Origin of the sequence: Clostridium lacusfryxellense (genome assembly GCF_018861735.1) — a bacterium.
Classification (GTDB): Bacteria; Bacillota; Clostridia; order Clostridiales; family Clostridiaceae; genus Clostridium_AD; species Clostridium_AD lacusfryxellense.
The window spans coordinates 89,915-105,636 of record NZ_JAHLEB010000006.1 but is presented as its reverse complement, the minus strand read 5'-3'; the positions used below and the strand labels follow the sequence as shown (position 1 = coordinate 105,636).

The following is a 15,722-nucleotide window of genomic DNA, read 5'->3' as shown; positions in this document are numbered from 1 at the left end:
TATAATTATTAACAAACATTTTAAGGAAATGAAATACTTTTAGAAAGGATACTTTTTATGGGAGCGAAGAAATATTTAGATATCGTTTTGAAAAATTTAGTTATGGTCTTAATTTTGGCATTCATTTGCACAGCCATTACGGCCTATGTAAATTTATATTTAACTACACCTGTTTATCAGGCAAGTGCAACTATCTATGTTATGAAAGTTGTTGATACAAAAAATGCCGAACCATTACAATACAATGATATTCTGTTAATAAAACAACTTATTAAGGATTACAGTGCCTTACTTACAAGCAGGATGATGATGAGTTCAGTAGGTGAATCCTTGAAATTAAAAGATAGTGAAATAAACGAATTATCAAAAAATATTTCAGTTTCTCAGGTAACGGATACTAATCTAATAAAACTACTAGTTAGCGCTAAGGATCCTACAAGAGCTAAAGATATAGCTGATAAACTATCGAATCTATTTGTTACAAATGTTTCGCAGATCTCAAGTATAAAGAATATAAGTGTAACAATAATTGATAAACCTTATATTCCTACAGCTTCTGTTAATTCCAAAAGTCTGCTTAATATAATACTATCTTTTCTATTAAGTACTTGCGTAGCTATAGGTAGTATATTTATTAAAGAATTTTTTGATACGAGAATAAAAATTACAGAGGATATTGAGAAATATCTCAAATTTAAAGTTATTGGGGTAATCCCGGATGAAAATTTAAAATAGGGGGTAGAGAAAACTATATGAAATCAAAAGGAATTAAGGATTATGATCTACTTAATATGCCTGTAAAAGAGGCATATAATGCATTGAGAGAGAACGTAAGGGCCTATAATAAGGAAGAAGATATAAAGACCATAACAGTTTTAAGTTGCAAACCTAGGGAAGGTAAAACAACAATGGCAATAAATTTATCAATTTCTCTCGCAAGAATTAACCTAAAGGTACTATTAATAGATGCGAATTTAAGAAACCCAGTTTCTGTAAGCCATTTTCATAATAATAATAATGATATAGGACTAACCGATTATCTTACAGAAAATGTTTCAACTGAGGATATAATATATAAATCTACAATTGAAAATCTATATTGTATTTCAGCAGGAACAAAGTATCCAAATCCCTCCGAACAGTTAACTTCAATAAAGTTAACTGAATTGTTGAATGTTGTTAGAAAAAGGTTCGACTTTGTAATAATTGATACACCTCCACTTGGAAGTGCAATTGATGGAATTACAATAGCGGCGCAGACAGATGGTTCTATACTAATGATAAAATCAGGAAATGTACAAATACAAACATTACGGGAGGTAAGAACTCAGTTACTCAATTTTAAAATCAGAGTGCTTGGAACTGTTTTAAATAGAGTGGATAAAAGAGAGTTTAAAAGGCATTACAGTGACTATAGTTATTTTAATAATAAAAAGAACTTCAAAAGGAATTTAGCGGAGAGTAAGAAATCTAATAAAGTAAAATTACATGGTTAAATAAAACACCATTCTCATCAAGAGAATGGTTATTTTTTTAGTCTTTGTGACGAAATTTAAAAATAAGAATTGGGTTAATATGATTGAAACCCATTATAGCAAAACTGAGGATGGAATAGGATTTATTTCAAATAGTATCTTTCTACCCAAAAGAGACCTCGATTCAAGAAAAAGTGAAATATGTTAACAATAGTATGTTCAAAAATTAAGGTTTAGACCAACATTGTTTTGGAAGATTGTGGAGTATAATTTAAAAAGTTATTCTTTTCTATGTTTTGCATCAATTGTGACTGAGCAATGACTGAGTTAAGTTAGAAAAAATAAAACCAGATGAAATATATAATCTAGGTGCGCAGAGCCATGTTCAGGTATATTTTGATGTTCCTGAATATACTGCAGATACAGATGGTATGGGAACTCTTAGGATGTTAGATGCAATAAAAGAAAGTGGAATAAACTGCAAATTTTATCAAGCATCAACATCAGAGCTTTTCGGTGGAATTTCAGGAACCGCTCCACAAAGTGAAAAAACCAAGTTGCGAATCAATTTCTGCCTCTAGTGTTTCCTGAAGAACGTCTCTAAACATACCCTTCATAGCTCATAAAACCTCATCTGGGCTTGTGAACTTCTGCTCGTTGATATAATCTCTTAAAATTTCTTTTGAAATGTTTGACATAAAAATACTCCTCCTTACAATCTTTGATAATCACTTATCTCAATTATTGCCAAGAAAGAGTATATTTTATTCTGTTTACACAAAATTATTTACAGGCCCAAGACTTGTAATTGTTTGAGTAAATTCTATGAATATACTGTGTCTTATTTCTTTGGCTTTATGTCTTCATAAATATAATTATGAAGCTGATCTACAGTAGTTTTCATATCAGCTACTAAATACCATACTCCATCTATCGTTTCATCATGAGAGTAGTCTTCCCTTGGAAATCTTTCTTGATCCAAGGTCTTAATATTTGAAGAAAACATTTTTGAGCCAAGTTTTATTATATCTAGACTATTCATGCTTGTCTCAGTCAAAGGTAAAAGTTTAGAAACAACAGATGGAAACTTCGTTGCCCCTAGCGACTGAATATTTGCGAAAATACCAGACAATATAGTTCTTTGCCTTTCAGTTCTCACAAAATCACCACCATCAGTATAACGTATTCGCGTATATGCAACAGACTGCATTCCGTTTAAAGTCTGTGATCCCGAATTTGAAATTCTCGATATTGATTTATTCTCAATAGTAGCAGTTTCACTCATATAGCTGTTTATTAAACTAACTTCATTCCCTTTAACATCTACAGTTACTCCACCAATAGCATCTATGATTTTCTCAAGATTGAAAAAATCAACAGTCGCATAATCTCTAATGTTTAAATCAAAATTCTCATTAAGAGTTCTTATTGCAAGCTCTGGACCACCATAAGCGTATGCATGGTTAATCTTTGTTTCACCATGACCTTTTACTTTTACATATGTGTCTCTCATAATAGAGGAAATTTTAATTTTTTTGTTCTTCTCATCTATAGAAAGTATCATTATAGAATCCGACCTAGCTGGTTCATTCTTATTTCTTCTATCTACACCGAATAAAGCAATGTTTGTTACTTTGATTTCCTCTTTTTTTTCTTGAATTTTTTTAGGATTAACACCTAAATCACTATCTGTTTTCGATATTGTTTTAGTTTCTATTTTGCTAAGTTGATAAAGTGTGGAACCAAATGCAGTCCCAGCAACCAATACAATTATAGAAAACAAACTTAAAATAAATTTCTTCCAAGGTTTCATTTTTTTCTTACTGTTCATGTTTTTTACCTTCCCATCATAAGTAATATTCATGCTACTAAATTATAATAATCTATGTATTTTGGTTCATCTTACATTCAGTAATTTTTTAGGCTCTCTATAACAAGCGAATGGCCACCTCCTATTAAGTTAGTATAATAGTATAACATAGTACAAGCTAAGTCCACTATTCATCAATGGGTATTGATATAAGCAAGCTCGTCACTGCGCTCCTCACAAAGCCGCCCGGGGGATGTAAACTTTTAGCAAACAGAAAAAAATGATGACTGAAAATGAAATGTTCGGACCTGGACATAAAATATATTTATGAAAAAGATTATTAAATAGCGGAACATAAGCAAGGCAAGAAACATATTATACATGTATAATATGTCTCTTGCCTTTTTTTTAATAGTTAACAAATATAGAAAATTAAGGAGATTTTATGATAAAAAATATTCCTTATAAATTTAGAAAAACTAATTTCCTGAAATTTATTATAGTAAAAGTAATAATAAGCATTATTATAATACTAGGTCTAATTATGTTATTTCCTCATTTTGTTAGAAGTACTTATGTAGTAACCATTGCAAATAAACGAATAGTAAGACGTGATAATACCGAAACATATTTAATTTATACACAAATGGAGGACGGTAGTTTAAAAGTATTTAAAAATACTAATAGTTTATTAGAATTTAAAATTAATTCTGAGGATGTGTACTGGGGACTCACAGTTAATAGAAAATATGAAATTATAACATATGGCTTTAACTTACCTTTAATATCATCTTATAAAAATATTATAAAAGTTTATGGGATAAAAACAGTTCAAAAATAGCCATTCTAATCAAGAGGATGGCTATTTTTGATATTTATTATAAGATGTATAGCTTTTTAACAAAATAATAAGTGTTAAAAAGAAGATGTTTTTAAATTAATAACAAAATTGTGTTCGTAAAATATCAAACTTGTTTTTTAAAAGTAGGAACGTTGATAATTATATTATCAACGTAAATGTATACTATTATAAATATAACAGGAAAACATAAAGTTCATTTAATACTTTTCGTATCTGGTGGAGCAGATGCAGCAGCACAAATTAAAACCGTTGAAGTACAGCATATGAAAAAGCTACAATAATATAGAATTACTAAATAGTAATTAAAAGAAAATTAAATGTAGGAGTGATAAAATGGGAATCAAGAGAGTGGTTATTTTTTAGGGTACATCTGAGTCAGATTTAAAAGAGAATAAGTAGACTTGAAAAGTTGCGAGATGGGAAAAGAATAGAAGAAAAAAATTACGACATTTTCTAATATCTAAAAAGTAGTGTAAATAAAAAGTCAATATGATATAATAAAACAATCTGGTAATGTGAACTTTACGTGAATGATTATCGTATAGACAAGTCGACCCGGAGGGTGTGACCTCTAAAGATGTTGGTGTATGCTAGAAATTTATTTCGGATGTTAAAATACAAATGATAAGTTTATAGTAATTAAGTTATAGCTTTGTTACTGAAAGGAAATAATTTATGAAACAGAAATCATTATTAGTAAATGTAGTATACAACTTTATATATACAGGATTAAATTTATTATTTCCACTAATAACAGCGCCGTATGTTTCAAGAATATTGGGTGCGTCAAATTTGGGGAAAGTTAATTTTGCGGCGGTTATTGTTAATTGGTTTGTTTTATTTGCTATTTTCGGTACAAGTACATATGGGGTTCGGGAAGTTGCGAAAGTACGTGATAATAAAGAGAAGCTTAACAAACTATTTTCAGAAATTGTTTTAATTAATGGAGCATTGTCATTGATTGTTGCTGTTGTCTATTATGTTTTTATTTTTAATGTTCCTCAATTTAGTTCTGAAATATCGCTATTTGTAATTATGTCATTAAGCATCATTTTAAATATGTTTGATATTGATTGGTTTTATCAAGGTATTGAAGAGTATCGGTATATTACAATAAGAAGTGCTTTTTTTAAGATAATTTCTTTAATATGTATTTTTATATTTATTAATAAAGCGGAACACTATATTATATATGGACTAATCAGTGTATTAGCGACCGGCTTAAGTTGGATTTTAAATTATATTTATAGTAGAAAATTTGTGAAACTCAATTTTAGAAACATCAATCCTTTAAGGCATATTAAGACTCTAAGCATTTTTTTTATGCATACATTTGTAGTTAGCATTTACACAAATATAGACCAAGCTCTTTTAGGGTTTTTAGTTAATACAAAATCAGTGGCCTTTATGAATAGAAGTAAAACCGTTGTTGGTATGGCTATTTCTGTATCTACGGCAATATCAAATGTGACTTTACCACGTGCTTCATATTACTTGAGAAATGATAAAAAGAAATTTAGGCAGCTTTTGAGCGAGGTTCCTAACTTTATTTCGTGGATAACTATACCGATTTCATTTGCATGTATATGCTTAGCACCTAATATTATGTACATACTTGGAGGTAAGGAGTTTTTGCAGGCAACGTTTCTATTGCAGGTTTTATCACTTACGATAATATTTTCACCTTTATCTTCATTTCTACAAAATCAGGTTCTTATTGCTTCAGGAAAAGAAAAGATTGGGTTACATTGTGCTATTATAACGAGCTTTTTGAGTTTGATTTTTAACAGTATATTAATCCCTAAAATTGGTTTTTTAGGGGCCGGTATTACTCAAGTAATTGCGGAAATAAGCGCTGTAAGTATGAGATACTATGTAGCTAAAAAGAAATTAGATTATAAAGAAATTAAATTTATAAATAAATCTTCGATTAGCTATGTTTTTTCAGCATTTATGATGAGTGCCATAGTTATTTATATTTGCAGTTCAATTGATAATCTAATCATTTCGTTTGCAGTTAGTGCAATAGTTGGTGCTATGGTTTATTTTATAGTACTTTTATTGATGAAGGAGAAAGTAATGATGTTTGTTATTGGGAAAGTTAAGCAGAAGTTTGTAAGATAGCTATTGATGAATAGCAGAAAAGAAATATAGAGTAATTGAAATAAGAGATGGTATAACATTAAAGTGACTCCCAAAGTAAATAATATTTTGGGGGTTACTTTTCTTCATTAACTTTATCCTCATTACCTTTAATATCAGGCATTATAGGTCTATTCTTCCCTGCGGCTTTCATTAGGCTAAGTAATAGAATATATACAATGGGTATTATAATTATAAATTTTATCATAAGAACTACATCCTTTCTTATTTAATATAGTATTCCTTTTGAATTATATCCAAATAAGTTTATATTAAACAAAAGCTACCTAGTTGCATTACTATGCAACTAGGTAGCCAGGAGAAGTTTTTAGATATATATTACCTTGCAATTTCAATTATATCTTTAGTTACTAAGTCGATCCATACACTATAGTTTTGACTTCCACGACTAGGATGACATGACACCCAGTTTATTTGATATCAGTTTATTTGAATGTCTGTGATATGCAAATATTCCTTTAGAATGTGTAGTCTTCTTCCATTGGGTATTATCATCAAATCCGTTTACTTTGCAATATTCGGAAAGTAAATCTACCCCTTTTTTTATGGATATCTTTTTTGTGAATAGTCCTTTAAAATACATTTTAGACTTCCTCCCTTTATTTTACACTCAATATATTATTACAGTTTTATTTAATAAAGTTTCAAAAAAAACATAAAAAAAACCAATCTGCTTAAACAGATCGGGTGGGTTGCACCATAAACTCCATACGCTCCAGGTGCCCAGATAAAGAACGCATTTCTTCGTTTCCCATAATATACTTATACATATATATATTCTCTATAATTATAAATAATACCTTTTAATTTATGAAGTTATCGTATTCTAATTATTGACAAAATAAGACATTAAAATAGGAAGTCAGTTAAAAACTTACATTACTTTGTAGAAAAACAAAATATAGCGCCTCATAAGAGGCGCTATATTACTAACTAAGCTACATCAACTATGCTAGTATCTGTAGTAACTATTTTAGCATCTTTCTTGCCAGTTAAGTTACCATTTGCTGATGCGAAAATGTTGTTTGTTATGACTAAGTCCATTAGAGCGTTAACCTCAGCTTTTGTTACAGTTGGTAGTCCTGACTCATCCGCTTTGATATCATCCACTGTTAAAGTGAAATACTTACCTTCTATAGATGTTAAAAATCTCAAAACTAAATTATGCATATTACTTGTCCCCCTTTAAATTAATAAACTTTAAAATTTTGATTTTGTTATTTAGATCTTAAGCTGCAAACTATTCCGTTACTAGGCTGTACTGATCTTGTCTGTCAAGGCCGAATAGTGGATAAGTTTTGATGTTAGAGATAGCTTGTCCTATTGCAAATATGTCCTCGTCTGTTGCAGTAACTTTTAAGTTACCCATTGTCTTTGTTACAAATTTGTCTTTGCCATTAACATCAATTCCTACCTTCATTGTAAGTTTTAATGCACTGGCTACCTTTGTGGATACAACTGCCATATTAAATCACTCCTTTTAATTTGTGTTCACTGAATATATATGTTGCTGCAAAAGTTTGTGCGCGAGTTTTTAATATATATCTACATAAGTGCTTTTAATTTTTTTAGTGCTTTTTTCTTGATCCTTGCAAAGTAGTAGTAGCTTTTTTCGCTATCACAAGCAATTTCTCCGAGTGATTGTCCTAAAATATAATACCTTTCTAATATTCTGCGTTCAAAGGGTTCAAGGGTTTCTAAAGAGATATACAGTTTTTCTACTTCTGCATAGGCTATTACCTCATCCTCTAAGGTGAATTCATAATTACTTGATAGATCAAAATCTAACATATCGTTATTTGGAACTTCACGAAAATGTTTTATTTCTCCTTTTAATAAGGCTTTGTAGTTGGTTCTTATAGAGTTTATGCAGTAGGCATTGAAAGTGTTGCTACCTAGTTTATACAATGCTATAGCTTTTATCACGGAAAGGTAGCCATGTTGAATTAAATCCTCAGTAGTATAGCCAGGAATATGGTATCTTGCTGACTCTTTGAATATAAGATAGTTAAATTTTTCTATTATATTCTCCATAGCAAACTTATCTTTAGATTTTGCCTTTTCAACTAGAGTTTCCATAAAATACACCGCCTTACAATTTTTTATAAAGTTAATATTTAAAAATAACAAACTAGAGAGGTAGACCTAATAGCTTTTTTTCTAGGAGGTCAAAGTCATAAGTTCGTTGTTCATAGTCACAAAAACCATTGGGTTTAAAACTTTTGATTGGCACAATCGTCTTTTTATTAGCCCACTGTATTTGATAGGCTATTACCTGTTGAACTGTCTTTATTCCATTTTTTATCCAACTATTTAATATTTTAGAAATATAGTTAATAGTTTTAACCTGATGACTTACAGCCTCATCTATTGCCATAATTATGACATTGTTACTTACGTGTTTTGTAAATTCTAATATTTTTTTATATACCAAAGGTGTGATAGCATGTACATTTTCTTCAAATACTTTAATTACACCTTTTAAACCATCAGAGCTATCTGCAAAATTATTTTCAGGTTTAAGAACTACTGCTACTTCTTCTTTATTTTTTAATTTTTGTTTTTTATTCATTACTTTTTCTTTATTACTTCTTATTCTATTACTAGTGACGGGCTTGCAAGGGGCTTGTAAATTATTTGTAGAAGGGCTATGGAGCTCGTAATCATTAGATTCCTCTATCACAATGTTTTGAAAAATACTAGTTACATCTAATTGATCAAATTCGCATTTCTTATATAAAATTTTAAGGAATTCTTTGTTTTTTACCCTGGCGATTTCGCGGTTAACACATTTGATACTATTTATATTGTTAGGTACATTGTATTTCATCCAATTTATCACCATGATTTCCTTTGTAGCTGGGCAATATAAAATTTTATTACTTTCACAAAATTTATGAAGAAGCTTTTCTACGGTTTCTTTGTTGAGACCTGTTTCTATTTCTATTATTCTACTACTTAGTTCGTAAATTCCGCACTGAGTAGTTTTTGGATTTGATATAAGGTATACATAGAAAAGTTTTTCATCAGGAGTTAGCTCAAGAATAAAGCTATCACTCCAGAATTCTGTAAAAAGCTGTCTGTATTTTGCCATTATATTTATTCCCCCTTAATATCAATGAAACTAACGTTCCATTGTCTTGAAAACAACTTGGTGGTTAAAAATATTCACTGCATTTACAGTGAAGGTTTATTTTGTATAAACAATGCATATAATTAATCTTATCTAAAGTATTATACATATAAATTACTTATATGGTTTATTTATACACAACATATTAAATTTAGTTTAATGTTTTAAAAGTAACTTGTCAATAGAAATATTAGATTTATTTATTTTAGCGCAACATAATCGCAATTGATTTATTTTAAATAAATCAATTGCGATTATGTTGAGAAGTAGAGCTACAAAGTAAGGCATGATAAAATTATATTTACATAAATTGATAATTATAATACAATAATATTAATTGAATTAGTAACATAAATTGTATTATTGACCAAATTATAATACTTATCTATCAGGGGGGCGGACTAGTTGAAAAAAACATTAATAACGATATCTCTAATGCTATTGTTTATAAATATTCCTGCGATTGCAAATGCAGCATCGAACACAATAGCACCAACAGTAGTAAATAATGCTGAGAAAGGTACAACCATTAGTCATGCTAACGTAAGCTTCAATTCAAACGGAGGTTCAGCTAGAACAAGTCTGTCAGTTGAATACAATGGAAAAGCCATTACGCCAGCAGTTCCTACAAAAACTGGCTACACATTTGGAGGCTGGTATAAAGATAATACTACCTTTGCAAATCTGTTTAATTTTACGAATACAGCAATAACTGAAAACGTAACACTATTTGCAAAATGGAAAATAAATAGCTATGTTGTTACATTTAATAACAAGGGTGGAAGTGCAGTAACAAGTAAGATAACAAATTATAACAGTCTAATTACAGTTCCGGTTACACCAACAAAAGCGGGTTATACCTTTGGTGGTTGGTACAAGGATGCTAGATGTCTTAATGTATGGGGTTTTGCAACTAATAAAGTAACATCGAATATAACACTATATTCGAAGTGGATAGTTACAGCTCCAGCTGTTCCAACAGGAATTACTGCGAAAACGAATGGATTTAATAGTATTAAGGTTAGTTTTAAAGGGGTAAATGGAGCAAGTGGTTATGAGATTTACAGTGCAGCATTGAGTAAAGGAACATACACTTTATTAACAAGGGGCACAGCAACGAGTTATAATAATAATGGTCTTACAACAAGCAAGGCTTATTACTATAAAGTTAGAGCATATAGGGTGGTTGGTAGTGTTAAAGTGTATGGTGGTTATTCAAATACAGTTAGCTCGAGACCATTATTAGTGGCGCCTTTAAATGTAATGGCTAGTAGAATTAATACTAAATCAATTAAAGTTACCTGGGGCACCTCGCCGGGAGCAAATGGTTATGAAGTATATAGAGCTACTTCAAGTTCAGGAACTTATAGTTTAGTATCAAAAACAACAAGTTCATATTTTGTAAATTCGGGGTTAATAACAGGGAAAGCATATTACTATAAAGTGAGGTCATACCGAACTGTTGGGAAAATAAGAGCATATAGTGGGTTTATGATAGCTGTTTCTAAAATAAACACAACAATTGTTTATGTTAATTTAGTACAACCCAATCCGGTATATGGAAAGTATGCTGGGTTAAAAGTAGAAATAAAAGATGAGAGTAATAATCGCTTTTTAATTAGAAAACCTAATGGGACTCAAATTTGGGTGGCCTGTAAAAAAGTTTCTGTACCAACAAACCCAGCTACTAATAAGAAATACATGAGTAAAAATCAACTTGAAATTTATGCAAATACTACAAGTAATTTCGTTAGTAATACAAATTATTTTACTTGGGTGGATCTAAATAGGCAAAGAGTTAATATCTTTACTGGAAGCGCGGGGCATTGGGTTTTAGTGAAGTCATATTCCTGTGCATCGGGTAACAATAAAACACCATCAAAGAGAGGATTGTTCACAATTCAAGATAAAGGATATTCTTTTGTTGCAGGATCTCGAACAATAGTAAAATATTGGACAAGGTATAGTGGAAATTACATGCTACATTCAATAATTTTAACTAACTCTGGGAGAGTAGTTGATGGAACGATAGGTAAAAGAGTTTCTCATGGATGCATTCGTATGCCGGTGGATATGGCGAAATGGGTCTATGACAAAATGCCTAGAGGCTCATTAATATGGGTCAATTAACAAAAGTAAGTATAATTAGCTAAGGATTATAGATAACATTGGGGGATAACAAATATGAAAAAAAAGATAGCTTTTATAGTAATGATATTACTATTATTAAGTTCGCAGATAGTATTAGCAGCTAGTGGGGTAGTAAACACATCTGCGTTACGTGTAAGGCAGAGGGCATCGGTTTCGTCTTCTGTTCTAGGATCACTTTCAAGGAATGAGAAGGTAAACACACTTGGAAAAGTAGGCAATTTTTATAAAGTAAGTTATAAGGGCAAAACGGGTTATGTAGACAGTCATTACATTAAATTAGTGAATAGTACACAAATAGTAACGAGTGTGAAAATTCCAGTGTTAATGTACCATAATTTGACTATAGCCAGTAAAAGCTCAAATCCACTAATAATACCACAAAAGACGTTTAGGGCACATATGAGCTACCTGAAAAAAAATGGCTACAATACAATCTCAATGGATCAGTTAAATAATTATTTAAAAAATAAAGCATCACTACCTTCAAAGCCAGTAGTAATAACATTCGATGATGGTTATGTAAGTAATTATACATTAGCCTATCCAATATTAAAAGCAAATAAACAGAAGGCAACTGTATTTATGATAGCAGCCTATATAGACACAAATAAACGATTTTTAACTTCTAAGCAGATAAAAGCTATGGATGCAAATGGTATTAGGATAGAGAATCATACTAATAAGCATGAAAAATTAGCAACTTTAACTTATGCAAATCAATTAACAACGATAACTAAAACAAAGCAAGTGTTAGAGAAACTATTGGGAAGAAAAGTAAACTATATAGCGTACCCATATGGTTCATATAATTCTAACACAATAAAAGCTGCAAAGGTTGCAGGTTGTACTCTGGGATTAAGTACAGAAGCAGGTTTAACTTCGAGAGCAGACAATGTATATTCAGTTAACAGAATATTTGTAAATGTATCAGATACAACATCTACCCTAGCAAGAAAATTAAAATAAGAAAATAATCATAAATAAAGATTTCTGTATTCAGTAATCTTTTTTTTTTACGATTATTATAATAGATAGTGAATATAATATTTAATCTCAAATTTAATGAAATTAAATTAATATAAATTAATATAAATAATAAGGGGGCGAATATGGTGAGAAATAGATTTAGAATATTTACAGTGGCATTGCTGGCTTGTGTTTTTATTTTAGCACGTAATGTACACGCTTTTACAAGTTCGGATTATTATAGCAATCAGAATATTAATGTTGGCCTGGAGAGTATGGCGAGTAGAACTCAATTAAATATAACTTTTAATGGTGATTATACATTAAATGGAGTTATTTACGAAAGTGGTACAAGTTATATTTTAAAAGTTAGTGGAGCAAAAATAGATTTAAATGGAGTTTTGTATGATAATATAAGTTTTATTCCAAAAAATGCTTCGAATACTATAAAGATAGTTTCTAGTTATTCTAGAAGTTATTTGGGAGTAATGACTTTTAAAACCATTCCCAGTAATAAAATTTCAAAGATTTCAAATATCCTACCAATTTATACATTGGTGATACCTGTCAATACCGTATATATAGAAGATTATTTAAAAGGTGTAGTAGGCCTAGAAATGTCCGATTATTTTCCTATCGAAGCACTTAAAGCTCAAGCGGTAGCCGCTAGAAACTATGCTTTGGCTAATGTAAGCAAGCATATAAACAAAACAGGATATAGTATTTGCGATACAATTGATTGCCAAGTTTATGGAGGTTATGAAAAACCGTTAATATATGTGAATTTAAATGTAAATGCAGCTGTAGATTCTACTAAAGGCAAGGTATTGCTAAGTGGAGGTAACCTTATTACGGCCTTTTATTCCGCAAGTGATGGAGGATATACAGAGGATTCTGGAAATGTATGGACTAATTCATTAAGTTATTTAAAAGCAAAACAGGATAGTTATGATGGTTACGATGTAAATTATCTATGGAAAAAAACATTTACTAATGAGGAAATAAATAGTTTATTCAAAATGAGTTTAAAAGTTCAACCAACCGACACCTTTGTAAAAATAGATACTAATACAATTACAAAATTCGATAGTGGAAGGATTAAAAACATTAGCTTGATTTTTAAAAATTCAGTAGGAACTCAATATATCTTGAATTACAGTAAAGAGGCTGCAAGAACTTTTTTAAATTTAAAAAGTGCCCTTTATAATGTGGTATATTATCCTGCTACGTCTACGACCACTGAAACTTATAGCTTTGATGGCAAAGGTATTGGTCATGGGGTAGGTATGAGTCAAATTGGGGCAAGAAACAGGGCTACTGCAGGACAAAGTTTTGAGGATATTCTCAAATTTTATTACGATGGCACAACGTTATTAAATGTTGTTATAACTAACAGCACAGTTACATTTAATAGCCAAGGTGGAAGTGTAGCAAGTAGTAAAATTACGAATAATTATAGTGCGATAACAGCTCCGGCTGCACCAACAAAGACAGGTTATACATTTGGTGGTTGGTACAAAGAAGCTGGATGTTTAAATGCATGGAACTTTACAACTGATAAAGTGACTACAAATACAATATTATATGCAAAATGGACAATAAATAAATACTTTGTTACATTGAACAGTCAAGGTGGAAACGTGATAAGTAATATAAACGTAAATTATAACAGTGCAATAATAACTCCGGCTGCACCAACAAAGACAGGCTATACATTTGGTGGTTGGTACAAGGAAACTGGATGTTTAAACTTATGGAACTTTACAACTGATAAAGTGACTACAAATACAACACTATATGCAAAATGGACAATAAATAAATATACAGTTACATTAAATAGTCAAGGTGGAAACCTGATAAGTAATATAAGTGCAAATTATAACAGTGTAATAATAGCTCCAGGTGCACCAACAAAGACCGGTTATACATTTAGTGGTTGGTACAAAGAAGTCGGATATTTAAATGCATGGAACTTTGCAACTGATAAAGTTATTGCAAATACAACACTACATGCAAAGTGGATAACTGCTGCAACTCAACTACCAACAAATTTAAAAGCTATAGCATCTTCATACAATAATATTAATGTTAGTTGGAGCTCTGTAACTGGAGTAAGTGGGTATGAAGTTTACAGATCAACATCCAGTTCAGGAACATACACATTAATATCAACGACTGCGCAAGCGAGTTATAACAACACTGCACTTGCAACGAATACTACGTATTACTATAAAGTAAAGGCATATAAATTGGTTGTGGCTACCAAAGTGTACAGTGGATTTTCATCTGTGGTGAATGCAAAACCAATACTAACTACACCGATAAGTTACAAAGTAACATCATATTCATATAATAGTACTAATACTAGTTGGGGAATAGTAAATGGAGCAAGTGCATATGAAGTTTATAGAGCAACAGCTAGTGCAGGCCCATACACTTTAATATCAACTACTTCGCAAGCAAGTTATAACTATACTGGACTTACAACAAATAGCACATATTACTATAAAGTTAGAGCATATAGGATGGTTGGTACTGTTAAAGTATATAGTGGATATTCTACTACAATAAGCTTAAAATCAATACCTTCTATGCCTGGATCACTAAAAGCAATATCATCATCATATAATAGTATTAATATTAGTTGGAGTGCAGTAAATGGAGCAACTGGATATGAAGTTTATAGATCAATAGCCAGTAATGGAGCTTATACTTTAGTGACTACGACTACCAGTACGAGCTATAATAATACTGGACTTACAACAAATATGACCTATTACTATAAAGTTAGAGCATACAGGATGGTTGGTACTGTTAAAGTTTACAGTTATTTTTTAACTATTGTAAATTCAAAACCAATTCCATCTGTCCCTATAAGTGTTAAAGCTACTCGAATTAGTTCTAAAAGTATTCAGCTTGCTTGGAGCAGCGTATCCGGAGCAAATGGGTATGAGGTGTATAGAGCTGATTCAAGCTCTGGAACTTATAGCTTATTAACGAAACCTACAAGTTTAAATTATACAAATTCAGGTCTAATAACAGGAAAGACATATTACTATAAAATGAGAACATACAGAATTGTTGGAACATTAAGGGTATATAGCAATTGGAGCGTTTTGGTATATGTAAAACCATAAATTGTAAAAATATATTTTGTGCTTA

15 protein-coding genes, 2 pseudogenes and 1 riboswitch are annotated in these 15,722 nt (G+C 30.6%); of the genes and pseudogenes, 9 read left to right on the top strand and 8 right to left on the bottom strand.

From position 1 onward, the window contains the following. The first annotated feature begins 57 nt into the window (after positions 1 to 57). The 3 genes and pseudogenes from KPL55_RS05860 to KPL55_RS05850 form a co-directional block, all read left to right on the top strand. Complete coding sequence (locus KPL55_RS05860; protein ID WP_216305765.1) at positions 58 to 735, top strand: YveK family protein; 678 nt, start codon at positions 58 to 60, stop codon at positions 733 to 735. A gap of 17 nt (positions 736 to 752) precedes the next feature. After that, positions 753 to 1,496, top strand: a complete 744-nt coding sequence (locus tag KPL55_RS05855; RefSeq protein ID WP_216305764.1) for a tyrosine-protein kinase family protein — start codon at positions 753 to 755, stop codon at positions 1,494 to 1,496. 311 nt (positions 1,497 to 1,807) lie between these two features. Next, positions 1,808 to 2,029: pseudogene (locus tag KPL55_RS05850) on the top strand (GDP-mannose 4,6-dehydratase); the annotation flags it as partial. Here KPL55_RS05850 and KPL55_RS26925 read toward each other — a convergent pair. Beyond that, positions 2,024 to 2,173 (bottom strand): annotated as a pseudogene (locus tag KPL55_RS26925) (IS256 family transposase); the annotation flags it as partial. The pseudogenes KPL55_RS05850 and KPL55_RS26925 overlap by 6 nt on opposite strands. Before the next feature lie 143 nt (positions 2,174 to 2,316). Then, a complete protein-coding gene (locus tag KPL55_RS05845; protein ID WP_216305763.1) occupies positions 2,317 to 3,306 on the bottom strand; it encodes an LCP family protein in 990 nt (329 codons plus the stop codon). 424 nt (positions 3,307 to 3,730) lie between these two features. Here KPL55_RS05845 and KPL55_RS05840 point away from each other — a divergent pair, with 424 nt between their 5' ends. The 3 genes from KPL55_RS05840 (at position 3,731) to KPL55_RS05835 (ending at position 6,271) form a co-directional block, all read left to right on the top strand. Continuing rightward, positions 3,731 to 4,126, top strand: a complete 396-nt coding sequence (locus tag KPL55_RS05840; protein WP_216305762.1) for a DUF1523 domain-containing protein — start codon at positions 3,731 to 3,733, stop codon at positions 4,124 to 4,126. 176 nt (positions 4,127 to 4,302) lie between these two features. After that, positions 4,303 to 4,428, top strand: coding sequence for a hypothetical protein (locus tag KPL55_RS26290; protein WP_281418806.1), 126 nt, complete (start codon positions 4,303 to 4,305; stop codon positions 4,426 to 4,428). 394 nt (positions 4,429 to 4,822) lie between these two features. Continuing rightward, complete coding sequence (locus KPL55_RS05835; RefSeq protein ID WP_216305761.1) at positions 4,823 to 6,271, top strand: flippase; 1,449 nt, start codon at positions 4,823 to 4,825, stop codon at positions 6,269 to 6,271. Positions 6,272 to 6,365: 94 nt separating this feature from the next. Here the strand turns inward: KPL55_RS05835 and KPL55_RS26285 are convergent, their stop codons facing one another. The 6 genes from KPL55_RS26285 to KPL55_RS05810 all read right to left on the bottom strand — a co-directional run bounded on the left by KPL55_RS26285 (position 6,366) and on the right by KPL55_RS05810 (position 9,404). Further along, positions 6,366 to 6,497: a hypothetical protein gene (locus tag KPL55_RS26285; RefSeq protein WP_281418805.1), complete on the bottom strand. Its 132-nt coding sequence runs from the start codon at positions 6,495 to 6,497 to the stop codon at positions 6,366 to 6,368. Between the two features lie 201 nt (positions 6,498 to 6,698). Continuing rightward, positions 6,699 to 6,893, bottom strand: a complete 195-nt coding sequence (locus KPL55_RS05830) for a hypothetical protein (protein WP_216305760.1) — start codon at positions 6,891 to 6,893, stop codon at positions 6,699 to 6,701. Between the two features lie 94 nt (positions 6,894 to 6,987). Beyond that, positions 6,988 to 7,071, bottom strand: a riboswitch (cyclic di-GMP riboswitch). A 172-nt stretch (positions 7,072 to 7,243) separates the two neighbouring features. Beyond that, entirely contained in the window at positions 7,244 to 7,480 is a 237-nt protein-coding gene (locus KPL55_RS05825; RefSeq protein WP_216305759.1) for a DUF2922 domain-containing protein, read from the bottom strand. Positions 7,481 to 7,550: 70 nt separating this feature from the next. Further along, positions 7,551 to 7,775, bottom strand: coding sequence for a DUF1659 domain-containing protein (locus KPL55_RS05820; protein WP_216305758.1), 225 nt, complete (start codon positions 7,773 to 7,775; stop codon positions 7,551 to 7,553). An 80-nt stretch (positions 7,776 to 7,855) separates the two neighbouring features. Further along, complete coding sequence (locus KPL55_RS05815; protein ID WP_216305757.1) at positions 7,856 to 8,389, bottom strand: sigma-70 family RNA polymerase sigma factor; 534 nt, start codon at positions 8,387 to 8,389, stop codon at positions 7,856 to 7,858. 52 nt (positions 8,390 to 8,441) lie between these two features. After that, complete coding sequence (locus tag KPL55_RS05810; protein ID WP_216305756.1) at positions 8,442 to 9,404, bottom strand: DnaD domain-containing protein; 963 nt, start codon at positions 9,402 to 9,404, stop codon at positions 8,442 to 8,444. Positions 9,405 to 9,848: 444 nt separating this feature from the next. Here KPL55_RS05810 and KPL55_RS05805 point away from each other — a divergent pair, with 444 nt between their 5' ends. From KPL55_RS05805 to KPL55_RS05795, 3 genes are all read left to right on the top strand, one after another. Beyond that, complete coding sequence (locus tag KPL55_RS05805) at positions 9,849 to 11,573, top strand: InlB B-repeat-containing protein (RefSeq protein WP_216305755.1); 1,725 nt, start codon at positions 9,849 to 9,851, stop codon at positions 11,571 to 11,573. A 54-nt stretch (positions 11,574 to 11,627) separates the two neighbouring features. Beyond that, complete coding sequence (locus KPL55_RS05800; RefSeq protein WP_216305754.1) at positions 11,628 to 12,560, top strand: polysaccharide deacetylase family protein; 933 nt, start codon at positions 11,628 to 11,630, stop codon at positions 12,558 to 12,560. 143 nt (positions 12,561 to 12,703) lie between these two features. Continuing rightward, positions 12,704 to 15,697 carry a SpoIID/LytB domain-containing protein gene (locus KPL55_RS05795; protein WP_216305753.1) on the top strand — a complete coding sequence of 998 codons (2,994 nt, stop codon included), beginning with the start codon at positions 12,704 to 12,706 and terminating at the stop codon, positions 15,695 to 15,697. Positions 15,698 to 15,722 lie beyond the last annotated feature (25 nt).